Below are 22,614 nucleotides of genomic sequence, written 5' to 3' on the forward strand. Positions count from 1 at the left end.
CAGGGACTGCGGGGTTTCCCCTCAGTAGATGATTCTTTCAGCCAACGCCGGTATCTTCTACGCCGTTTTTTGGACCGCGGCTACGCCAGCCGCGCCCCCGATATCTATGAGCCCGCTGCCAGGAACCTTGCTGTTCCCGCTGTTGCGCCCGGCTGACAAACAAACGATGCCCACCGCACAAAATCAGAACGGCGTGGTTCTGGCGCGGAGCCTGAGCGCAAACGGAGCCCCAACGGTGGTGACCTACACCGCTGGCAGCGCAACACCAGAACGGGTGTCAGGCTGGGGCGACAATTGCGCGGGAGTTGATTTGACCGACACCTTATTCGATGGTCGCCCGCTTATTCTGATGAATTGCCCAGGACCAGACGGGCCGCCCGTTATCAAGGTTGCTAAGTGGAGCGGTGGAGGATACAGCCTTCTTGTACCGGCATTACCGGCAGGAGCCACTTACTGCTTTGCCGTAGACATGAATAATCAGGGCCAATTCGTCGGTACCTGCGTGTTTCCGGGAACGGCCTCGAACACAGGGCAAACCGCATTCTGGAACACGCCAAGCAGCCCCCCTTCGCTCCTGACGATGCCGTTGAATGCACTGAACAACGCCGTGGCAATCAATGATCTTGGGCATGTATTGGCGTATGGCAAGGACCCGACTGGATTCGAGAAGCCTCTTTACTGGCCAGACCCTACGAACTCCTTCACCGTCCAGTCCATCCAACCGCTGCAAGGTAACAATCTGATCAGTGCCGCGGGTTTTGCCAACAACAACACCGTAGCCTTGAACTGCGTGAACGCCAGCCAATACGAGACCGGGTGCTTTTGGACTCCCTCGGGAGGAACCGTTGCTATACCGCCGGTGACGCCTGGGCTGACCAGCTATTTGAATAGCATTTCACCTTCGGGCACCTATGTAGTGGGATACGCGACCGATGCCGCGCTCAATTTCGATTCGGTAGGAGCTACGTTGCCATGAAGAGATTTATTCGCAGACGCAATTTGCGTGAGCTGTGCCTTGCAGCATCAATCTGCTTTGGAGGAGTAGCGTTATCGGTGCAGGGTGTGCCGCTTCACCCGGGATATTTCTGCGAATCGGCGTTCGAGAGAGATAACAGTCCTTTGCAAAGTGCGTTCAGATACATAGACCCCACCCCCTATCTGGACTGGTGCATAGCCGCAACCAATCCCTGTAGGATTGCAGCCGCCTACGTCCAAGCAGCAAGACGAATCGAGGTTCATCTCACGCTGCCATCGTCCTGTATGCCATAAGGCTGACCAAGTGTCCTGATGCGCCCTCCACAATGTGGCATCTCAGCGCACCATCCCAGTGAACCCCTAAGGCGCCAAGGTTAAAACACGGTCAAAAACTGTGGGAGCTGGCTTGCCTGCTCCCACATTTAGAGTGTTGTCAGGCTTGGGATTTGAGGAAGGTCGCCATAAGCTGGTTCACCTGTTCAGCCGCCTCCAACTGCACCATATGCCCCTGCCCCGGCAGCACTTCCACCTGCGCCTCCAGCCCCTGTGCATGGCGCACCGGGATGATTGCATCATCACTGCCCCAGATCACCAGGCTCGGTTGGCGACCGACCACATGGCGCAGGTCCAGCCGTTGCTGTCCCCCTTCAAACAGCGCCCCATTGAGCTGGCGCAACGCCTGATCCACCCCTTCCAAACGCTTGAACTTGAGCATGTCCTCCAGCATCTGCCGCGTCACCAGTGCGGGATCGCTGAACAGTTGAGTCAGTTGCGGCTTGAGGGCATTGCGATTGTTCGCTTCGGCAAAGCCTTGCAGATACTCACCATTGATGTCCGTGCCCAACCCAGCGCTGGCGATCAGCGCCAGCGAGGCAATGCGTGCGGGCGCGCGGTCGGCAACCGTCAGCGACACCAACCCGCCCATGGAATGCCCGGCCAGGTGCACGCGGTCCAACCGCAGATGATCGAGCAGGTCGAGCACGGCCTGGCTCAACTCCTCGGCGTCCCCTGTGTGCAACTGCTTGCCCGACTCTCCGTGCCCCGGTAAGTCCAGGGCGATCACCCGGCGCTCGGCGGCCAGTGCCGGTTGGTTGAACAGCCAGTTGTTCAGGTCGCCGCCAAAACCGTGCACCAGCACCAGCGGCGTGCCGCCCTCGCCCAGGTCGAGATAACGCAGCAGGCGCCCGCCGATCTCGACCTTCTGCGCACTCGGCCCCGACGCTTCGGCCTCGGCCGCATTGGACACAAACCCGGCATTGAAGCTGTCGATCACCGCGTCGATCTCCGCTTCGCTGGCGTCACCGTCCACCACAATCCCCAGCAACGCGCCCACCGGCAAGGTCTCGTCGCTCAGCGCCAGGACCCGGCGCAACACGCCACTGAACGGCGCCTCGACGCTGCTGGAAATCTTGTCGGTCTCCACATCGAGCACTTCCTCGCCCTTCTCTACCCGGTCGCCGGGTTGCTTGAGCCAGACGTCGATACGCCCCTCGGTCATCGACAGCCCCCACTTGGGCATGGTCAAGGTATGGATCATGCGGCATTCCTCTTGTCGGCGATCTTCAGCACGGCGGCTTCGATCTTCGCGGCGTTGGGGATGTACAGGTCTTCCAGCGCATCGGAGAACGGCACCGGCGTGTGTGGCGCGGTGACCATTTCAATCGGCGCACGCAGGCAAGAAAACGCGCGCTGCGCCACCAACGCGCTGATATCGGTAGCGATGGAACAGCGTGGGTTGGACTCATCGATCACCACCAGTCGCCCGGTTTTTTCCACGCTTTCGAGGATGCTGTCTTCGTCCAACGGGCTGGTGGTGCGCAGGTCCAGCACTTCGCAGTCGATGCCCTGGCGCGCCAGGTTGGTCGCGGCTTCCAGGGCGACATGCAGCATGCGCCCGTAGGTCACCAGGGTGACATCCTTGCCTTCGCGTACAAAGTTGGCTTCGCCGAAGGGCACGGTGTAGAGCTCTTCCGGGACTTCACCTTGCAGGCTGTAGAGCATCTTGTGCTCAAGGAATATCACCGGGTCGTTGTCGCGGATTGCCTGGATCAACATGCCCTTGGCGTCATACGGCGTGGCCGGGCACACCACCTTCAGGCCAGGGATGTGCGTCCACATCGAGGTGAGCATCTGCGAATGCTGGGCCGCCGCGCGCAGGCCGGCGCCGTACATGGCGCGGATCACCAGCGGCGTGGTGGTCTTGCCGCCGAACATGTAGCGGAATTTGGCCGCCTGGTTGAGCAGTTGGTCGAGGCAGCAACCGATAAAGTCAACGAACATCAATTCGCACACCGGGCGCATGCCTCGGGTGGCGGCGCCGACCGCCATGCCAACGTAGCCGACCTCGGACAGCGGCGCGTCCAGCACGCGCTCGGGAAATTCCGGGTACAGGCCCTTGGTCACGCCGAGCACACCGCCCCAAGCGTCTTGTTCGCCGGGCGATCCGGTGCCACCGGAAACGTCCTGGCCGATGATGAACACACTCTTGTCACGGCGCATTTCCTGGGCCAGGGCTTCGTTGATTGCCTGCTGGTAGCTGATTTTGCGAGCCATAAGATTCTCTCCACGGATTATTGTTATTAGCGGTAGGCGACGTAGACATCACTGAGCAGGTCGGCGGCCTGGGGCTTGGGGTCGGACTTGGCGCGACGCACGGCGTCTTCGATCAGTTGCGCGACTTCGCCGTCGATGCGCTCCAATTGCGCTGCTTCCAGCCAGCCCTCGGCGGTGCAGCGTTGGCGGAACAGCGCCAGGCAGTCGGCGGTGTCGCGCAGGTTCTTCACTTCATCGGGGCCGCGATAGGTTTGCGCATCGCCTTCGAAGTGGCCGTAGAAGCGGCTTAGTTTCACTTCCACCAACGTTGGCCCCTCGCCGTTGCGCGCACGTTCGACGGCAACGCCGAGGGCGGCATGCACGGCGAAAAAATCATTGCCATCGACAATCACCCCCGGCATGCCAAAGCCCACGGCACGCTCGGCGATGTCCTTGCACGCCACCGACCAACCGGAACCGGTGGCCTCGGCATAACCGTTGTTTTCGGCAACGAACAGGCATGGCAACTTCATGATCGCGGCCAGGTTCATCGCTTCGAACACCGCGCCCTCGTTGGAGCCGCCGTCGCCAAAAAAGGCCACCGCCACGCCCTGGCTACCCTTGAGCTTGGACGCCAGCGCGGCACCGGCCGCCAGCGGCGCACCCGCGCCGACGATGCCGTTGGCGCCGAGCATGCCCTTCTCCTGGTCGGCAATGTGCATGGAGCCGCCCTTGCCGCCGCACACGCCGGTTTTCTTGCCGTAGATCTCGGCCATCATGCCGAACACGTCCACGCCCTTGGCGATGCAGTGACCGTGACCACGGTGGTTGGAGGCGATGCAATCTTCATCGTTGAGGTGGGCCATGACCCCGGCGGCACTGGCCTCCTGGCCGGCGTACAGGTGCACGAAACCGGGGATCTCGCCGGTGGCGAATTCCACGTGCAAGCGCTCTTCGAAATCACGGATGGTGCGCATCACGGTGTAGGCATGCAGCAATTGATCGGTGGACAGGTGAGTGGACATCTTGTTGTTCTCCAGGTTGTCTCGACACACAAAAGGCTGAGGGTATTCAGCTACAGGGCCTTCAGCACAGCCTGTGCCAAGGCGCGAAAAAACCTGGCAAAGCCTTGATCCAGAGCAGTTGTGGCGGTGCGGCAAGCCACCGCAGAATGAGACGGCAGATTGCACCGCGCAGTTCGCGTCTCAGGCTTGCTGAGACGCCGCGTCTCATCCCGGGCTGTTGGTCAGGCCGCGCTTGTCCGACCCGACGCATGCGCGCTTAATGGCGGGCATAACAACAAAGATCGAGAACCGGAGGCCTTATGCTCGCCGCGAACTCCAGGGAACACGTCGACTGCGTCAGTCGCGTGGTCCGCAATGCCGACCGCCTGCCCCAGGCGCCGGTGCCGTCGCTGATCTTCGATTCGTGGCGGCGCTCCATGGAACAACATCACCTCGACCCCGGTTCCTTGCAGGGGCCACGCATCCTCAGTGAACCCTTGCTCAAGGAATGCCGCGAGCGCGCCGAACTGTTCATGCGCATCGCCGCTGAAGCCGTCGGCCAACTGCACCACCGTGTGCGCCAGGCCGATTATTGCGTGATGCTCACCGACGCCCAGGGCCAGACCATCGACCACCGCGTGGACACTTCGATCCGCACCGACTGCCGCAAGGCCGGCCTGTACCTGGGCACCTGCTGGTCGGAAGCCGAAGAAGGCACCTGCGGCGTGGCCACGGTGCTGACCAGCAAGGCGGCGGTGACGGTGCACAAGCGCGATCACTTCCGCGCGGCCTTCATCGGCCTGACTTGCTCCGCCGCGCCGATCTTCGACCCCCAGGGCAACCTGCTCGGGGTCATGGACGCCTCGGCGCTGAAATCCCCGGATGACCGGCGCAGCCAGCACCTGGTGCGGCAGTTGGTGGCGCAAAGTGCCGAGGCCATCGAAAACGCCTTCTTCATGCACAGCGCCCGCGAGCATTGGGTGCTACAAGCCCACAGCACGCCGGGGTATGTGGACAGCCAGCCCGATCTGTTGCTGGCCTGGGACCGCGACGGGCGCCTGCACGCCTTGAACAGCAAGGCGCGCCAGGCGTTGCGGCGACGCTTTGGCCAGGTGCCGGAACATATCGGCGAGGTGTTTGACCTGGATGCATTGCGCGCCGTCAGCGAGCAATCAACCCAACAACTGCAGCTGCTGGGGGAACCGGGCGCGCTGCACGTTCGCATCAACGCGCCGCGGCGCAAACCGACACGGGCAGCGGTTGCCCCGCAGGTCGATGCGCGCGTGGAAGAACACCTGCGCCTGGCCGTACGGGTCAAGGACCGCAACCTGCCGGTGCTGGTGCAAGGCGAAACCGGCGCCGGCAAAGAGGTGTTCGCCCGCCAGTTGCATGAACGCAGCGCCCGGCGTCACGGGCCGTTCGTGGCGGTGAACTGCGCGGCGATTCCCGAGAACCTGATTGAAAGCGAGCTGTTTGGCTACGTCGCCGGGGCCTTCACCGGCGCATCCAGCAAGGGCATGCCGGGGCTGTTGGTGCAGGCCGACGGCGGCACCTTGTTCCTCGATGAAATCGGCGACATGCCCCTGGCGCTGCAAACGCGCCTGCTGCGGGTGATGGCCGAAGGCGAAGTGGCCCCACTGGGCGCGGCGAAAACCCGCGCGGTGGACATCCAGGTGATCTGCGCCAGCCACCGCGACCTGGCGGGGTTGGTGAGTGAGGGGCGCTTTCGTGAAGACCTGTACTTCCGCCTCGGCTGCGCGCGTTTCTGCCTGCCGCCCTTGCGTGAGCGTACCGACAAGCTGGCGTTGATCAATCGGTTGCTGGAGCAGCAAGCGCAGCCTGTGGGTATCGCCAGCACCGCGCTGGAGTTACTGCTGGGCTACGCCTGGCCGGGCAATGTGCGGCAACTGCGGCACGTGTTGGCGTATGCCTGCGCGGTGTGTGACGGCGACACGCTGCAAGTGACGGACCTGCCAGTGGAAGTGCGTGGGGAACAGGTGGCGGTGGGGGTTGAAGAAAGCGTCAGCCCGCAGCGCCAGTTGGTGCTCGATGCGTTGATCCGCCATCGCTGGAAGCCGCTGCCGACGGCGCAGGCGCTGGGGATCTCCAGGGCAACCCTGTATCGCCGAGTCAACCAGCTGGGTATCGACATGCCCAACAAAACCACCTGACACAATGGGATCAAAATGTGGGAGCTGGCTTGCCTGCTCCCACATTAGACCGAGCCCACCTAGAGGCTTAGCGGTAGACCAGGCCGCCGTCGATCAGCGGCGCCTGGCCGGTCATGTAATCCGCGTCCGGCCCAGCCAGGTAGGAGACCAACCCCGCGACATCCTCTGGCGTTTGCGCCCGGCCCAATGCAATGCCATCCACATACTTCTTGTACGTCGCCCCGACTTCGGCGCCAGTGATCTGCGCCATGCGCTTGTCGATCTCCACCCACATGTCCGTGCCCACTACGCCGGGGCAATACGCATTCACGGTAATCCCCGCGCTCGCCAGTTCCTTGGCCGCCGCCTGGGTCAGCGCACGCACCGCGAACTTGGTCGCCGAGTACACGCCCAGCAGCGCGAACCCTTCATGGCCTGCGATGGAACAGGCATTGATGATCTTGCCCTTTTGCTTGAGTGCCTTGAATTTCTTGCCGGCGGCCTGGATGCCCCACAGCACGCCCTGCACGTTGATGCCCAAGGTGCGCTCGACCTGCTCCGGGCTGACCTCCAGCAGCGAATCAATCTGCGCCACCCCAGCGTTGTTGACGATGATGTCAAAGCCTCCCAGGGTCTGGTGCGCGTGCTCCACCGCGGCCACCACTTGCTCAAGCTTGGACACGTCGGCGACGAATACCGACGCCTTGCGGCCCAGGCCCACGACTTCAGCGGCAACGGCTTCGAGCTTGGCGCCGTTGATGTCCACCAGGGCGATGTCGGCCCCGTCCTGTGCCAGGCGCAGAGCAATGGCCCGGCCGATGCCCTGCCCGGCGCCGGTGACCAGCGCAACTTTTCCAGCGATACCCATGACAATCTCCTGCAACAGTGAGAGAAGCCTTGTCTATCGCAGCTGTGCACGCCCGCTGTCGAGGTGCAGCTGGATCGGCGTGAGGGCTGAGACGGGTTGTCTCAAGCCGCGAATCATTCTCGAAGCCTTGTAAAAGTGTGCACTTATGCCTAGCTTATGCGCCCCCCGCCCCGCGCTTTAAGGCCCTGCCCCCATGGTTTTGCGTTTTCGTCCCGTCGTCACTTCACGTTTCGCCCTCGGCCTGCTGCTCAGCGGCGGCATCGGCAGCAGCCTCGCGGCCGAGCTGGAACTGCCGGCGGTGAACGTTCTGGGCCAGGATGAAACCGGCTATCGCAGCGAAACCGCGTCGGTCAGCGGCTTCAGCGAAGCCGCTCTGCTCGACACGCCGGCGTCGATCGCGGTGATCAACGCGCAGTTGATCAAGGACCAGCAAGCACGCCTGCTCAGTGAGGTGTTGCGCAACGACGCCTCGGTGGGCGACAGCTACGCCCCCATCGGCTACTACGAAAACTTTGTGGTGCGCGGCTTCTCGCTGAACGCGGCGAGCAGCTACAAGATCAACGGGCGCACCATCACCGGCGAGCAGAACGTCGCCCTGGAAAACAAGCAGCAGGTCGAGGTGCTCAAGGGCCTGGCCGGTTTGCAGAGCGGCATTTCCGAGCCCAGCGGCGTGATCAACTACGTGACCAAGCGCCCGGAAGATGTGCGTTCGGTGACGGTGTCCACCGATGATCGCGGCAGCGGCTACATCGCCACCGACGTCGGCGGCTGGTTTGGCAGCGACAAGCAATTCGGCCTGCGTGCCAACGTCGCCCATGAAGACCTGCATTCCTATGTGGAACACGCCAATGGCCAGCGCGATTTCCTGTCCCTGGCCTTCGACTGGAACATCAGCCCCGACGCCGTGCTGCAACTGGACGCCGAATACCAGAACAAGCAACAGCGCTCGGTGCCGGGCTACCAGTTGCTCGGCGGCACTGAAGTGCCGAACGACGCCTCGCCGAAAAAACTGCTGGGGCACCAGAGCGACTCGAAGCCGGTGGGGATCGATTCGCTGAACCTCAACGGCAAGTTCGAGTACCGCTTCAGTGATCAGTGGAAAGGCAACGTCAGCGCGGCGCGCAGCAAGGTGGTGATTGACGATTACAGCTCGTTTGCCTACGGCTGCTTCTACGTGACCGATTGCGGCACCGCAACCTTCGGCCCCACTGGCGACTACGACGTCTACGACTACCGCAGCCCCGACGACACCCGCCGTGACGACGAAGTGCAGGCGGCCATGACCGGGCTGTTCGACACCGGCAGCCTGGGCCATGAACTGACCTTCGGCACCAGCGCCTTTCGCCGGGTGATCGACAAGCGCAAGTCAGTGAACGAATACATCGGCAGCTCCAACATCAATGTGGATGCCCCGACCTTCACCCCCACCGACGTCCCGCTGAACGACAAGCACCGGCGCCTCGACAGCCGCCAGTACGGCCTGTTCGTCACCGACCGCATTCGCCTGAACGAGCAATGGCAAACCATCCTCGGAGGCCGCGAAGTGCGCCTGGATGAAAAGGCGTTTGATGAGTTCGGCAACCAGCAACGCCACACCCAGACATACGAATTCCTGCCCCAGGCATCGTTGATCTACAAGCCGGTGGAAAACCTGTCGTTGTACACCAGCTACAGCAAGGGCCTGTCCCTGGGCGGTGAAGCGCCATGGACCACCACCAACGACGGCGAAACCCTGGCCCCCACCACCTCACGCCAGCTCGAAGCCGGGGTGAAATACGACTGGCGCCGCATCAGCTTCGCCGCCGCCGTGTTCCAGACCCGCCAGGCCTACCAGTACGCCAAGCCGGACGGCACGGGCGCGTTCAACTACGTGCAACAAGGCGAGCAGAAAAACACCGGGCTGGAGCTGTCGGCCAATGGCTGGGCCACCGAACGCCTGCAGATTTCCAGTAGCGTGGCGGCGATCCGTGCACGGGTCACCGGCAGCGGCACCGCGCAATACGAGGGCCACCAGGCGATCAACGTGCCCACGCTGCGCGCCAGCCTGTACGCCGACTACGCGCTGCCGTGGGTCAACGGCCTGGCGGTGCTCGGCGGCGTGCAGTACAGCGCGAAGAAGGCCGCCAACCGCGACGGCACGGTGGAAGTCGGCGATTACGCAGTGGTCAATGTGGGCAGCCGCTACACCACCAAGGTAGACGGCTATGAGACGGTGCTGCGCCTGAGCGTCGACAACCTGTTCGACAAGCGCTACTGGCGCGACGCAGGCGAGTACCTGGGCGATGACTACCTGTTCCAGGGTGCGCCACTGACCGCGCGCCTGAGTGCCACGGTGAACTTCTGATCGAACGCGAGCGCGGGCCTAGAGCCCGCGCTTTTTCAGCCACTGCAAGAAGCCCTTCTTCACCGGCACCACGGGTGTTTCCTGGGTCAGGGCCTGCGCCGCGTGCAGGCGGAAATCCAACAGCGCTTTCATCGCCTCGCTGATGTCATGGCGCGCATCCAGGCACGGCTTGAGGTATTCCTTCTCGATGCGGTACAGGGTGCAGAAGGTCTTCGCCGAAAAGTCCGCCAGCGCCGCCTGATCCGACAGGATTCCCGCCTCGCCAATCGCCTCGCCCGGCCCCATGCGCCCGGCTTCGAACTTGTGGCCTCCCTTGGTCAACATCACCGAGACCACGCCGGACTCGATGATGAACAGATGATCACTGACCTCCCCTGCCGCCAGAATCATCTCGCCGGTGCGATAGGTGTGCAGGGTCATGTTCTGACTGAAGGTGTCTTTTTCTTCCTGGCGCAGGGTCGAGAAAATCGACGAACGCTCCAACAGCGCCCGCGCCGCCGATGCAGTGGCTGGCGTGCTGCTTTCGGTGGCGGACAACAGGCTCACACCCGCCGATTGCAGGTGACGGAAAGCCAGGTCGTAAAGCTGGTTGCGTACCTCGCGCTTGAGGCTCATGGCCGGCACAAAGCCGCTGATTTCATACTCCACGCCCGCGCTGCCGCTGGTTTTGAACGCCACGCTGGGCGCCGGATTCGCCAGCAACGGTCGGCAGCCTTGCATCGCCCGCTCCAGGGCCTCAATCACCGTTTGCGGGCGTGCATGGGGGCTGACTTGCAGGCTGACCGCCAGGCCGAACATATCCGCCGGGCGCGAAAAGTTGATGATCTTGGCCTTGGCCGCCAGGGAATTGGGGATCACCGCCAGGCTGCCCTGGGAGGTTTGCAGGCGCGTGGCGCGCCAGTCGATGTCGGTGACACGGCCCTCGGTGCCGTCGATGGAGATCCAGTCATCCAGCTGGTAGGGCTTGGTGGTATTGAGCACGATCCCGGAAAACACGTCGCTCAAAGTACTTTGCAGCGCCAGGCCGACAATGATCGCCACCGCACCGGAGGTGGCCAGCACGCCCTTGACCGGCAGGTCGAGCACGTAGGCCAGAGCGGCGATGATCGCAATCAGGAAAATTACCGCGCCGAGCAGATCCTGCAACAACCGCCCGGTGTGACCGACCCGCTGCATCATCAACGCGCCAAGCAGCACCGTGAGCGTACGCGCCGCGAACAGCCACCAGCCGATCTGCAAGGCCGTCGCGGCCATGTGCAGTGCGGTGTTGTCGGCGTAGGGCGCAACCAGCATGGGGTTCATGCCATCGTTGAACAGCACGGCGCTGAACACCGCAAAAATCACCAGCCGCGCGGCGAGCTTCCAGTTGGCGAGGTCGGCGGAGATAAGACGCCAGACGGCGATGTCGATAAAGATCAGCCCCAGGGCACAGAGCATGGGGTGATCGGAGATAAATGAGGGCATCCAGGCGACTCCAGGGCGAATGGCGAGAAGATCGCATGAAATCGAGATGTGGGGTATAGCGCGGGGAAAAATGTGGGGCTAGGGTGCGACGTACCGACTTAGCCGTCCGATCATTGGACACTCAAGACTGCAAGCACATGAGCGACTTATAAAAGGTCTCAGATTAGATACAGGAGCGATCTTTCGGAAAGTTCTGAAACTTGCTTCACTCTCGCAAACCTACCCAAACCGTCCAGCAAATAGTCATAGCCGTATCCGTTGCCAAAACTTAATTACACCAGAAATGGACTACACACCTTTAGGAAGCTCAAGGTTTGATGCCAGTCAAACTTTGGATGAATCTGAAAACATACAGGAGAGCAATACCCATCAGACAAACAGAGAACTCATGATGACCAAGACAACAATTGAGGTCACAATTATAGGCGCGGGCCATATGGGAAGCGCCATTGCACTTGGTTTGAAACGTTCAAGCCTTGACATATCGATAACGACTATTGACCCTGATGCTGCACGCAGGGATGAAATGACTAAAATGGGTGTCAATACAGTCGAAGGCCTGCCAAAACTTCTAAAGTCAGATTGTATAATCCTCGCAATTCCGCCTCAATCGTTCAAAGCGCTTTCAAAAAAAATATCGAAGCTTGAGAAAATTGACGGTGCAATAATATCAGTCATGGCCGGCATATCTACGCCCGAGCTCGCGGCCCAGCTCAATACAGTACAAGTCTGCAGAGCCATTCCGAACCTCGCATGCGCCATCAACCAAGGCTTGACCGCACTGACGTTCGCCCCTGAAGCAACAGAGAAAACCATCCGGCTGGCCGAGGTGATTTTTTCAAGCCTAGGGAAAGTCATGATGATAAAGGACGAAGCACTCATTGACTCCGCGACGGCTTTGATTGGCGGAGGCCCTGCATATATTTCCTATTTTGCGGCGGCCCTTATTGAGTATGCTGTTTTTGCCGGATTCAATAAAGAACAAGGTACCTCCATGACAATTCAGTCACTGCGGGGAACTACATCTCTTCTTGAAGCCAATCAATCACCACCAATGACACTTTGTGAAAAAGTCACAACACCTGAAGGAACAACAATGCAGGCGATAAATTTCTTTAACCATCAGAAACTTCGAGAAATTATTGTCTGCGGGTTAAAACAGGCTAGAGAGCGCTCAACAGCACTAGGCCAAGGAGACTGAAAATGCAAGGATTGATTGATCACGGAATAGCGAGCTACCACCTAACCCACGAACCCCCGAGCACATTGAAAAGCACATATAAATTATACTTCGGCCTAGGTCAAAGTTTGATACTGACTGATACCCCCGACGTTTTCAAAGTAAGTTTGGCAGGTGTCAGACTGGGCCATTACCTGGTGCAGTCATTGAACTCTGGAGCACTCAATAGCAGTTTTTTGGATATGGGTACGGGGAGTGGTGTTCATGCGTTATTGGTACGCCAACTTGGCAATAAAGACATCACGGCCAGCGACATTTCCGCGAGATCAATTGAACAGGCAAAAATCAACGAACATTTAAACTTCAAGGACAGTAAAATATCTTTTTTTGCAAGCGACCTTTTCGCCAACCTCCCTGAAAGAAAATACCAAACGATCGTATTCAACCCCCCCGGCTGGCGAACGCCCTCCCGCTCACTCGTTCAACGGTTGGAAACAAAAAATCAGACCGCACAATTGCCGATCCACGCGATGTTCTACGGTGACGCGGTCATCATGCGTTTCCTTGAAGATCTCCCGAGACATCTAGAGCCTACGGGAACAGCGATCGTCGGTCTCAACTCGCTGATGGGGATACGTGATGTATTAGAACGATACAACCGCAGACATAACAACAACCCGCCTCTACTGCACAAACTTGTTGAGCGCCACACACTCCCACTTAACCACTACTCGAATCAGTGGCAAACACTAAGTGAACACTTGAAAAAAGAATTCAAAAACTGGGAAAGGCAAAACAAGGCCGCGTACTCCATTGACAACAACGGAAATATCTTTTGGTCATATGAAATCATTCAATTTACTCATAACCCGAAACACCCATCATGAACTCGCCACAAGAAAACATTAATCGTCAAGTACTACCGATCACTCTATCGGTGCTCGCAAACCTCATCCTAGGATCATCATCACTTTACTGGCGAGCGCTTGGCGACGTAACCCCCACAACTTTAGTCGTTTACAGAATAATACTCTCCGCTTTTATCCTCAGTATTTGTATTTTAGTTTTTCGCCCCCCTCACCCGCTAAACATCTTGAGGCCAAGAACAGTTCTTCGACATTTCTTTGCGTCACTCTTCATTGCCGCAAACTGGGCCACATTTATCTGGTCATCTATCAATGGATATATTCTGGAAACGGGGCTTGGCTATTTACTGGCTCCTTTCATTTCAATCGCACTAGGCATCGTAATTTATCAAGAGCCGATCAGCACACAAAAAACAGCATCCCTCCTGACCACACTTGGCTGCATCGCACTATTTATTTCACTAACGGAAAATATAAACCACTCGACCTACCTATTGATAGCCATAACATGGGGACTTTATACATACATAAAAAAATCCACCCCACTAACCGCTGCAAATGGATTATTTATTGAAACCGTGCTTTTAACACTCTGCTTACCGCCAGCTTTTTTACTTTTCAATCTCACTATTCCATACCCCCACGAACTACCCCCACAGTCATCAAATATAATCTGGCTGGCTGGCGCTGTTTCCACAGTTCCCCTATTCATGTTTTCTTACGCGACTGGAAAAATACCACTTTCACTCACTGGCGCCCTGCAACTCACACTACCACTTACACTCATAACGATATCACTCACTTCCGAAAAACAAAACATGCCGACAACCTCCCTGATTACTCTAATCACGACAATAATTATTCTGGGGGCACTTATCACATACGACACAATAGCCTCCCGACAACCAAAAAAGAGGAGCCGCACGTGAAACACATGCTTGATTTAATCGTTGTGGGACTTGGAATAATGGGCGCAGCCACTCTGTGGAGAGCCGCGCCAAAATGCACTAGCGTTCTAGGCATTGACGCTTCTGGCCCCACACATCGTTACGGTTCCTCACAAGGGGGGTCAAGAATCTTCCGACGCGCTTACTGGGAGGGCGAAAAATACCTCCCGCTACTTAATCATGCCAACTTGCTTTGGCACGAACTAGAAAAGCAGATAGGGCACCAAATTCTATTTGATACAGGAGGAGTTTTCATTGGCCCGACCTCTAGCAGCGTCGTGGCCGGAAGTATAAAAACTGCAATTCAAGGAAATATTGAGCACGAGATCTGGACATCATCAACAGCTAGGGCGCGCTTACCTGCATTTGATTTTCGGAATAACATCCGCGTGGTATACGAACCGGGTGCGTATGCGATTTCAGCTAGCGACGCTAGACTGGGGATGTTGAACGAAGCCGTAAGACAGGGCGCGATGATTGAATTTGGTGACAGCGTCGTAAAAATCGAAAATCATGATGCCGGCATACGAGTAACAACAAAAAACGGACTCACACATCATGCAAAATCGATAGTTTTAACTACGGGACCATGGATCACCAACAACTTTCTACCGGAGCTCAACAATCGCATTGAACCACGTCGAATTCCGGTTTATTGGTTCAAGCCAAACATGGGCTTTGAGAAGCTATTCTCTAAAGAACACTTCCCTGTCTTCCTCTATGAACGTAACGACGGAGCTATTCTCTACGGTGTACCTTCTATCATCAGTAATGAGCCCGGTGTAAAAATCGGCTTTCACAATCGACAACAAGACCCAGCCATTCCTGACTGGAAGAATGTTCCAGTCCAGCAGCAGTATATAGCCGAGATCTCCGATGTTGTTAAAACCCTATTCCCGAAACTTGAGCATTTGCCAGCACAAGCAAAGAACTGCTTCTATACAATGAGCCCGGATGAATCTTTTCTGATCGGCAACTCTAAAACACTGACGGCAACTTATTTCGCATCTGCCTGCTCAGGACATGGATATAAATTCGCACCATCAATCGGCGATGCGTTGGCCAACATGGCTGTCGGCCAACAACCCTGTCTTTCTCTATCAGAGTTCTCATCCGATCGTTTCAACATCGCATAACTTTTGAACGCTGATTAAGGGGCTGCCCTTTTAGCATGGACTTGCCCACAACAGTTATGCGATAGGTTATCAGCCCTACATCCGCCCAAACCGACCCGAGTGGAAATCCTCAAACGCCTGATGAATTTCCTGCTCAGTATTCATCACAAACGGGCCATGCCCCACGATCGGTTCGTCAATCGGTTCTCCACTGAGCAACAACACCTTGGCATCGTCATTGGCCTCCAGGCTGATTTGGCGGCCATCGCGCTCAAACAATACCAACTGCCCCTGGCGTGCGACGTTTTCGCCGTTGACCAGCACCGTACCGCGCAGGATCACCAGCGCGCTGTTGCGCCCGGCGTGCAGGTCCAGGGTCACTGGTTTACCTGCATTGAGGCGCAAGTCCCACACATCAATCGGCGTAAAGGTCCGCGCCGGGCCTTTGGCCCCGGCGAATTCCCCGGCGATCAAGCGCAGCTGCCCGGCGTCATCCGCCAATGGCAGCAGCGGAATATCCGTGTCGACGATGGTCTGGTAACCCGCGTCGGCCATTTTGTCCTTGGCGGGCAAGTTGACCCACAGTTGCACCATCTCCAGCGCGCCGCCTTTACGGGCGAAGGCTTCGGAGTGGAATTCTTCGTGGATGATGCCTTTGGCGGCCGTCATCCATTGCACATCGCCCGGGCCGATGATGCCGCCGGCGCCGGTGGAGTCGCGGTGTTCGACTTCGCCGTCGTAGACGATGGTCACGGTTTCGAAGCCGCGATGGGGGTGTTGGCCTACGCCGCGACGCTCAGTGGTCGGGGTGAAATCCGCCGGGCCAGCGTGGTCCAGTAACAGGAATGGGCTGATGTGTTTGCCCAGGTTGTCGTAGGAAAACAGCGTGCGCACCGGAAAACCGTCGCCGACCCAATGGCCGCGTGGACTGGTGTAGATGCCGATGAGTTTTTTCATGGTGTTCCTCCAAAGTGGATACACCTTAAATCCGGTAGCAATTGAGCGCTAGACGGCAAAAACAACCTTTACTGTCCTACTGGCGGAACGATAACCCCACTTCCACAGAGGACTGGACCAATTAATATTTCGAGCATAATATTTGTCGGAATATTACGCCCGTAATTTACAGCGACAATCCCCCGGAGCCCGCCATGAACTCTCCTCCCCTGCGCCCTCTCACCGCCCTGGCCCTGCTGATCGTGCTCAGCGGCTGCAACAGCCAGGCCGACACTGCCGCCCAAGTTCCCCAGCCCCGTCCGGTGCTCGCGGCCAAAGTCGAAGCCGCCAGCACTCAGCAAAGCGCCTACACCGGCGTGGTCGCGGCGCGGACGGAAAGCGACCTGGGCTTCCGGGTCAGCGGCAAGGTCATTGAGCGCAAAGTCGATCCCGGCCAACACGTGTCCCGTGGCGACACCCTGCTGGTGCTGGACATCGGCGACTTCGATCTGGCCCTGCGCTCGGCCAGGAACCGCGTCAACGCCGCCCAGGCCCAACTGCGCCAACGCCGTGACGATGCCAACCGCTACCAGCGCCTGGCCACCACTGGCGCGGTGTCGCGGCAGATCTTCGACCAAGCGGCGACCAACCTGCGCGTCGCCGAAGCCGAGTTGGCGTCGGCCCAATCCGACGCCAGCCAGATCGAGAACCGCCGCACCTACTCCGTGCTCAAGGCCGATGGCGACGGCATCCTCACCGACGTGCGGGTCGACCGCGGCCAAGTGGTCGCCGAAGGTCAGATCGTCGCACGCCTGGCCCATGACGGCGCCCGTGAAGCCATCGTCAACCTGCCGGAAAACAGGCGTGACCAAGCCTCCCAGCGCGCCCTGGCGTTCCCCTTCGGCGCGCCGGACCAGGCGGTCACCGCCACCCTGCGCGAGCTGTCCGCGAGTGCCGACCCGGCCACCCGCACCTACCGCGCCCGCTACGTGCTGCATGGCACCGTCGATCGTTTCGCCCTCGGCTCGACGATCACTCTGCGCCTGCAAGGCAACGACCAGGCCGTGCAAACCCGCGTGCCCATCGGCGCCTTGCACGACGCCGGGCAAGGCACCGGCGTGTGGCTGATCGGCGCGGACGACAGCGTCAGCTTCGCCCCGGTCAACGTTGTCAGTCTCGGCCAGGAAGACGCCCTGCTCGACAGCGGCGTGGCCCCTGGCCAACTCATCGTCGCCCTCGGCGCCCACCTGCTGCACAGCGGTGATGCGGTGCGCCTGCTACCCGCCCAGGCACTGGCCCTCAACCACAAAAGGGACCACTGAGCATGCGCGGCATCAACCTCTCCGAACTGGCGGTCAAACACCGGGCCGTCACGCTGTTCCTGATCCTGGCGATTCTGGCCGCGGGGATCTTCTCGTTCGGCAAACTGGGTCGCGCCGAAGACCCGTCGTTTACCGTCAAAGTCATGACCATCACCGCCGCCTGGCCCGGCGCCACTGCCGCGGAAATGCAGGAACAAGTTGCCGACCGCCTGGAAAAACGCCTGCAGGAACTCGACTACTACGACCGCGTCGAGACCATCGCCCAGCCGGGCTTTGTGTCAATGCGCATGACCTTCAAAGAGTCCACCCGCCCCGGCGAGATCCAGGACCTCTTCTACCAAACCCGCAAAAAGCTCAGCGACGAAGCCGCGAAGCTGCCCAAAGGCGTGATCGGCCCGTTGTTCAACGACGAATATTCCGACGTGTACTTCGCCTTGTACGCACTGGAAGCCGAACACCTGCCCCACCGGCAACAGGTGCAAATGGCTGAAGAACTGCGCCAGGGTTTGCTCAATCTGCCGGGGGTGAAGAAGGTCAATATTCTCGGCGAACAAGCGCAGCGGGTATTTGTCGAGTTTTCCTACGAGCGCCTGGCAACCCTGGGCATCAAGCCGGATCAGATTTTTACCGCACTGGCCGCGCAAAACGCCGTGGCGCCGTCGGGGTTTGTCGAGACCGCCGGTGCGCGGGCCTACATCCGTATCGACGGCGCCTTCGACAGCCTGGCGCTGATCGAAAACGTGCCGCTGGAAGTCAACGGCCGCGTGCTGCGCATCGCCGATGTGGCCACCGTCAGCCACGGCTACGAAGACCCGCCCAGCTACCGCATCCGCCACCAGGGTGACCCAGCGCTGATGCTCGGCGTGATCATGGAAAAACACTGGAACGGCCTGGAACTGGACAAGAGCCTCAAGGCCCAGGAAGCCAGAATCCAGGCAGACCTGCCCTTGGGCGTCAACTTCGCGAAAGTCTCCGACCAGGCAAAAAACATCAGCCTGGCGGTCAACGAATTCATGCTGAAATTCTTCGTCGCCCTGGCCGTGGTGATGCTGATCAGCCTGCTGGCGCTGGGCTTTCGCGTGGGTCTGGTGGTGGCCGCCGCGGTGCCGCTGACCCTGTCGGTGGTGTTTGTGATCATGCTGCTCACCGGCCGCGAATTTGATCGCATCACCCTTGGCGCGCTGATCATTTCCCTGGGCCTGCTGGTGGACGACGCGATCATCGCCATCGAAATGATGGTGGTGAAACTCGAAGAAGGCTTCGACCGGGTCCACGCCGCAACCTTTGCCTGGAGCTCCACCGCCGCGCCGATGTTGACCGGTACATTGGTGACGATCATCGGCTTTCTGCCCGTGGGTTTTGCCCGCTCCGGCGCCGGGGAATACGCCGGCAACATCTTCTGGATCGTCGGTTTTGCATTGATTTCATCCTGGCTGGTGGCGGTGGTGTTCACACCCTATCTGGGCGTGAAACTGCTGCCGAACATCACGCCGGTACCCGGCGGGCATGACGCCATTTATGCCGGACGTTATTACCAACGGCTGCGCGATTTGGTCGAACGCTGCGTACGACATCGCTGGCTGGTCACTGGTCTGGTGGTGACGGCCTTTGTGTTGTGTGGGCTGGGCATGGGCGCGGTGAAAAAACAGTTCTTCCCCAACTCCGACCGCTCCGAACTGATCCTGGAGGTGTACATGCCGCCCGGCAGCGCATTCAAAAGCACTGAAGCGGTGGCCGCACAGCTGGAAAAAGCCCTGTTGCAAGAACCGCAAACCCGCCTGGTCGACACTTACGTGGGCGGCGGTGCGCCAAGGTTCTTTCTGTCACTGAACCCGGAATTGCCTGACGCGGCATTTGCCAAGTTGATCGTACAGACGGCGGATTCCCACGCGCGCGATGCTTTGAAGCTACGCATGCGCGAGCGAATTGCGGCAGGCGAATTCCCTTCCGCCCGCGTTCGCGTGACGCAATTGCTGTTTGGCCCGCCGGTGCCGTTCCCGGTGGTGTTTCGTGTTTCCGGTCCCAACGTGGAGGTACTGCGCAGCGTGTCCGAAGACGTGCGCAAAGTCGTCGCGGCCAACAAGCTGACTAAAGACGCCTTCCTCGATTGGGGCGAGCGCAGCAGTGGCTACCGCCTGGTGCTCGATCAAGACCGTCTGCGCCTGCTGGGTTTCACCCCCAACGAGGTCAAGTCCCAGCTCAACGCCCTGCTCAGCGGCAACCCGATCACCGAAGTGCGCGAAGGCAACCGCACCGTGTCCGTGGTTGCCCGCGCCCAAGGCAGCCAGCGCGAAAACCTTGGCAACCTCAGCAACATGACGCTCACCAACAGCGCCGGCACCGCCGTGCCGCTGGCCCAGGTCGGGCATTTCCAGGCGGTGATGGAAGAGCCGATCCTCAAGCGCCGCAACCGCACCACCACTGTCGAAGTTCGCGCCGACATCATCGACGGCGTACAACCGCCCGACGTGGAAATGGCCGTTTACAAAGACCTGCAACCGTTGATCACCCAACTGCCTGCCGGTTACCACATCGACATCGGTGGCCCGGTGGAAGAAAGCGCCAAGGCCAACGTCGCCCTGGCCGCACTGTTCCCGATCATGATCCTGCTGACCCTCACCGTGATCATGTTCCAGGTGCGCTCGTTCGGCGTGATGTTCATGGTCTTCGCCACCGCACCGCTGGGCTTGATTGGCGCGGTGCCGACCTTGTTGCTGTTCAACCAGCCGTTCGGGTTCAACGCGATTCTGGGGCTGATCGGGATTGGCGGGATCTTGATGCGTAACACGTTGATCTTCACCGACCAGATCCGCCAGAACCAGCAACACGGCATGGCGATCCGCGAGGCGATTGTCGAAGCCACGGTACGCCGTGCACGGCCGGTGATCCTCACCGCGCTGGCGGCGGCATTGGCGTTTATCCCACTGACGTTGTCGGTGTTCTGGTCGTCCCTGGCCTACGTGCTGATCGGCGGGGTGCTGGTGGGTACCCTGTTGACGCTGTTGTTCCTGCCAGCGCTGTGCAGCCTGGTGCTGGGGCGACAGAAGACGCCAGTTGTCGAAACGTCCCACGCTAGCGCCGGATAAGCTCTACTCCCCTGCCCTGAAATCCTCTGCAAAGTCCCTCGCCTGATTTCACAGTGCGAGGGATTGCAGATGGAGTTTCATGTTGTAAGGGCCGTTTCGTGAACCCGGCCATTGGCAGGCTGGCCCTGACCCCAATGGATGCGAAGACGGTCGATGTCGAGGCCGTCCTACACGATTTTCGCAAATGCCTGAACACCTTTGACGACTGGGCTGAAAGCTTCTGGAGCTTTTCGGCGCTGGAGGTCGAGCAGGTGTTCAAGGTCGGTGATGAAGTGGCGCTGGTTGCGCCGGTCAACCGCTCCATCATTCCCAGCAGCACCCTCGCCACATGCCAGGCCAACGGCACGTTGACCCTGGTGCACCTGTTCCAGAGCACACGGTTCGTGCCCATCGGCAACACGCCGGTGATGCTGCAACGCGTTGATCCCAATGGCGGCCCACTGGGCGAGCCGATTCACAAGACCATCGGCCCCAGCGGCATCCTCGAAATCACCGAGTGTGAGCGCAACCAGCAGTATCGGGTCAGTTTCTACCCCAATATTTCCAAGGATCACCTCAAGGTGCTGTATGCGTCCTACCAGGACGTGATCCTCGACCTGGAAGCGCGCCTGCGCGAAGCGTGGACCAACACATTCGAAGCCCAGTGGAAGGACTACACGGATGCCAGCCCGCTTGCACGCCGCCGGCTGGAAGAAACGGCGTTTCTGACTGGCATGGGCAAGGCGCTTTACAACCTGTGGGACAACATCCCACAGCTGTATGAGCTATTGGCCGACCTCAAGCCCAACAGCGAAAAACTGCTGCACTACCTCTCCCAAACCGAACTCGACGACCTGCTGGCACTGGGCCAAGACCGCATTGCCAAGGGTTTGCTGGTGCTCAGCGATGAACCGCTGCTGTTCATCTACCTGTCGGCGATGGTCAGTTGGATGCGCCTGCTGCCGCCGCAAGAGATGAGCGAACTGATGGGCGAAATCACCAGCGAGGTGCTCATCGCCCTGCTGCTGATCCGGGTCGCCGGTGTGATGGGCGTTGTGGTGCGCCTGGGTGTTCAGGTACTCGGGCACGTCAAGTCTGGCCGGGCGCGCCAGTGGCTGGAGTTTTTGGCCAAGCAGTTGGCAGGATCGAAGCTGGAGGCGCATGTCGAAGCAGCCAAACCGGTGTTGCTGGGCAGTCCCGCGACGCCGATTTCGGGGGTGCCGAGTGCGCAGTTGAAGGCCGGGACCGAGCTGGTTTCCAACCCGGTGACGGCGGTGCGGAGCAAGTCCAGACAGCAGACCACGTTGGTGCGGCAGGAGCTTGTCGATGATGTGCCCGCCACGGGTAAGAACCCCAACGGCGATGCCGCTGCGGCTGCGGATAAAACCGCGACCCACGGCTGCCCGGTGTCGATGGTCACCGGGGAGGAGTTGCTGACCCTCACCGACGGTGTGCTGGACGGGGTGTTGTCGTTCGAATGGACGCGGCTGTATCGCACCAGTGCCGTGGAAATGGACTGCGGGCTGGGGTTTGGCTGGAGTCATGCGCTGGCCCACCGGCTGGTGGTTTCCGGTGATTCGGTGGTGTGGACCGATCATGAAAACCGCTCGACGCTGTTGCCCTTGCCGACGGCCTCTCGGCCCGCGATCACCAATAGCCTGGCCGAAGCGGCCATTTATTTGGGTGATTTGCCTGGTGAATTGGTACTGGCCCAGGCCTCACGTTTCTACCACTTTCAAGACGGCTTGCTGACAGCCATCAGCGATGCATATGACAACCGGCTGCGCATTTGCCGGGATGTGCTGGGGCGCATCGAGCGGCTGGACAACGGTGTCGGGCGTTCGCT

16 protein-coding genes are annotated in these 22,614 nt (G+C 59.6%); 10 read left to right on the forward strand and 6 right to left on the reverse strand.

What is annotated here, in order from left to right:
* The first annotated feature begins 106 nt into the window (after window positions 1-106).
* Window positions 107-976 carry a hypothetical protein gene (locus OPU96_RS02780; RefSeq protein ID WP_498558606.1) on the forward strand — a complete coding sequence of 290 codons (870 nt, stop codon included), beginning with the start codon at window positions 107-109 and terminating at the stop codon, window positions 974-976.
* 432 nt (window positions 977-1,408) lie between these two features.
* Here the strand turns inward: OPU96_RS02780 and OPU96_RS02785 are convergent, their stop codons facing one another.
* From OPU96_RS02785 to OPU96_RS02795, 3 genes are read right to left on the reverse strand one after another with little or no spacing between them, the layout of a single operon-like run.
* Entirely contained in the window at window positions 1,409-2,512 is a 1,104-nt protein-coding gene (locus OPU96_RS02785) for an acetoin dehydrogenase dihydrolipoyllysine-residue acetyltransferase subunit (protein WP_498558607.1), read from the reverse strand.
* Window positions 2,509-3,528 (reverse strand): alpha-ketoacid dehydrogenase subunit beta, encoded by a 1,020-nt coding sequence (locus tag OPU96_RS02790; RefSeq protein ID WP_226457175.1) that lies wholly within the window; start codon window positions 3,526-3,528, stop codon window positions 2,509-2,511. The genes OPU96_RS02785 and OPU96_RS02790 overlap by 4 nt, the downstream gene beginning before the upstream one ends.
* 26 nt (window positions 3,529-3,554) lie before the next feature.
* A complete protein-coding gene (locus tag OPU96_RS02795) occupies window positions 3,555-4,532 on the reverse strand; it encodes a thiamine pyrophosphate-dependent dehydrogenase E1 component subunit alpha (RefSeq protein ID WP_226457174.1) in 978 nt (325 codons plus the stop codon).
* 299 nt (window positions 4,533-4,831) lie between these two features.
* Between OPU96_RS02795 and OPU96_RS02800 the strand changes: the two genes are divergently transcribed.
* Window positions 4,832-6,682 (forward strand): sigma-54-dependent Fis family transcriptional regulator, encoded by a 1,851-nt coding sequence (locus tag OPU96_RS02800; RefSeq protein WP_305392517.1) that lies wholly within the window; start codon window positions 4,832-4,834, stop codon window positions 6,680-6,682.
* A gap of 67 nt (window positions 6,683-6,749) precedes the next feature.
* Here OPU96_RS02800 and OPU96_RS02805 read toward each other — a convergent pair whose 3' ends face one another.
* Entirely contained in the window at window positions 6,750-7,529 is a 780-nt protein-coding gene (locus OPU96_RS02805; RefSeq protein ID WP_192299759.1) for an acetoin reductase, read from the reverse strand.
* Window positions 7,530-7,722: 193 nt separating this feature from the next.
* Here OPU96_RS02805 and OPU96_RS02810 point away from each other — a divergent pair, with 193 nt between their 5' ends.
* Entirely contained in the window at window positions 7,723-9,873 is a 2,151-nt protein-coding gene (locus OPU96_RS02810; protein ID WP_498558608.1) for a TonB-dependent siderophore receptor, read from the forward strand.
* Window positions 9,874-9,891: 18 nt separating this feature from the next.
* On the opposite strand, the gene OPU96_RS02815 is transcribed toward OPU96_RS02810, so the two are convergent.
* The gene (locus tag OPU96_RS02815; protein WP_192299761.1) at window positions 9,892-11,337 is read right to left on the reverse strand and encodes a mechanosensitive ion channel family protein; all 1,446 of its coding nucleotides are present in this window, start codon (window positions 11,335-11,337) and stop codon (window positions 9,892-9,894) included.
* 283 nt (window positions 11,338-11,620) lie between these two features.
* On the opposite strand from OPU96_RS02815, the gene OPU96_RS02820 reads away from it, so the two are divergent.
* The 4 genes from OPU96_RS02820 to solA are packed head-to-tail and all read left to right on the forward strand — an operon-like array spanning window position 11,621 to window position 15,466.
* A complete protein-coding gene (locus tag OPU96_RS02820; protein WP_305392515.1) occupies window positions 11,621-12,538 on the forward strand; it encodes a pyrroline-5-carboxylate reductase family protein in 918 nt (305 codons plus the stop codon).
* Window positions 12,539-12,540: 2 nt separating this feature from the next.
* Complete coding sequence (locus tag OPU96_RS02825; protein ID WP_498558609.1) at window positions 12,541-13,404, forward strand: methyltransferase; 864 nt, start codon at window positions 12,541-12,543, stop codon at window positions 13,402-13,404.
* Window positions 13,401-14,312, forward strand: a complete 912-nt coding sequence (locus OPU96_RS02830) for an EamA family transporter (protein WP_498558610.1) — start codon at window positions 13,401-13,403, stop codon at window positions 14,310-14,312. The genes OPU96_RS02825 and OPU96_RS02830 overlap by 4 nt, the downstream gene beginning before the upstream one ends.
* A gap of 5 nt (window positions 14,313-14,317) precedes the next feature.
* Window positions 14,318-15,466, forward strand: coding sequence for an N-methyl-L-tryptophan oxidase (gene solA, locus OPU96_RS02835; RefSeq protein WP_498558619.1), 1,149 nt, complete (start codon window positions 14,318-14,320; stop codon window positions 15,464-15,466).
* Window positions 15,467-15,541: 75 nt separating this feature from the next.
* Here solA and OPU96_RS02840 read toward each other — a convergent pair whose 3' ends face one another.
* Window positions 15,542-16,402: a pirin family protein gene (locus OPU96_RS02840; RefSeq protein WP_498558611.1), complete on the reverse strand. Its 861-nt coding sequence runs from the start codon at window positions 16,400-16,402 to the stop codon at window positions 15,542-15,544.
* Between the two features lie 194 nt (window positions 16,403-16,596).
* On the opposite strand from OPU96_RS02840, the gene OPU96_RS02845 reads away from it, so the two are divergent.
* The 3 genes from OPU96_RS02845 to OPU96_RS02855 all read left to right on the forward strand — a co-directional run.
* A complete protein-coding gene (locus OPU96_RS02845; RefSeq protein ID WP_226457169.1) occupies window positions 16,597-17,703 on the forward strand; it encodes an efflux RND transporter periplasmic adaptor subunit in 1,107 nt (368 codons plus the stop codon).
* 2 nt (window positions 17,704-17,705) lie between these two features.
* The gene (locus OPU96_RS02850) at window positions 17,706-20,789 is read left to right on the forward strand and encodes an efflux RND transporter permease subunit (protein ID WP_498558612.1); all 3,084 of its coding nucleotides are present in this window, start codon (window positions 17,706-17,708) and stop codon (window positions 20,787-20,789) included.
* A gap of 98 nt (window positions 20,790-20,887) precedes the next feature.
* A partial coding sequence (locus OPU96_RS02855) for a DUF6531 domain-containing protein (protein WP_498558613.1) occupies window positions 20,888-22,614 on the forward strand: 1,727 nt, incomplete at its 3' end.

It is taken from the genome of Pseudomonas sp. RP-B7 (genome assembly GCF_059803535.1).

What these genes read in the sequence shown, in the direction of transcription:
- OPU96_RS02780 (WP_498558606.1), top strand. Translation starts at nt 107, where the DNA reads ATGAGCCCGCTGCCAGGAACCTTGCTGTTCCCGCTGTTGCGCCCGGCT.
- OPU96_RS02785 (WP_498558607.1), bottom strand. Translation starts at nt 2,512, where the DNA reads ATGATCCATACCTTGACCATGCCCAAGTGGGGGCTGTCGATGACCGAG.
- OPU96_RS02790 (WP_226457175.1), bottom strand. Translation starts at nt 3,528, where the DNA reads ATGGCTCGCAAAATCAGCTACCAGCAGGCAATCAACGAAGCCCTGGCC.
- OPU96_RS02795 (WP_226457174.1), bottom strand. Translation starts at nt 4,532, where the DNA reads ATGTCCACTCACCTGTCCACCGATCAATTGCTGCATGCCTACACCGTG.
- OPU96_RS02800 (WP_305392517.1), top strand. Translation starts at nt 4,832, where the DNA reads ATGCTCGCCGCGAACTCCAGGGAACACGTCGACTGCGTCAGTCGCGTG.
- OPU96_RS02805 (WP_192299759.1), bottom strand. Translation starts at nt 7,529, where the DNA reads ATGGGTATCGCTGGAAAAGTTGCGCTGGTCACCGGCGCCGGGCAGGGC.
- OPU96_RS02810 (WP_498558608.1), top strand. Translation starts at nt 7,723, where the DNA reads ATGGTTTTGCGTTTTCGTCCCGTCGTCACTTCACGTTTCGCCCTCGGC.
- OPU96_RS02815 (WP_192299761.1), bottom strand. Translation starts at nt 11,337, where the DNA reads ATGCCCTCATTTATCTCCGATCACCCCATGCTCTGTGCCCTGGGGCTG.
- OPU96_RS02820 (WP_305392515.1), top strand. Translation starts at nt 11,621, where the DNA reads ATGGACTACACACCTTTAGGAAGCTCAAGGTTTGATGCCAGTCAAACT.
- OPU96_RS02825 (WP_498558609.1), top strand. Translation starts at nt 12,541, where the DNA reads ATGCAAGGATTGATTGATCACGGAATAGCGAGCTACCACCTAACCCAC.
- OPU96_RS02830 (WP_498558610.1), top strand. Translation starts at nt 13,401, where the DNA reads ATGAACTCGCCACAAGAAAACATTAATCGTCAAGTACTACCGATCACT.
- solA (WP_498558619.1), top strand. Translation starts at nt 14,318, where the DNA reads ATGCTTGATTTAATCGTTGTGGGACTTGGAATAATGGGCGCAGCCACT.
- OPU96_RS02840 (WP_498558611.1), bottom strand. Translation starts at nt 16,402, where the DNA reads ATGAAAAAACTCATCGGCATCTACACCAGTCCACGCGGCCATTGGGTC.
- OPU96_RS02845 (WP_226457169.1), top strand. Translation starts at nt 16,597, where the DNA reads ATGAACTCTCCTCCCCTGCGCCCTCTCACCGCCCTGGCCCTGCTGATC.
- OPU96_RS02850 (WP_498558612.1), top strand. Translation starts at nt 17,706, where the DNA reads ATGCGCGGCATCAACCTCTCCGAACTGGCGGTCAAACACCGGGCCGTC.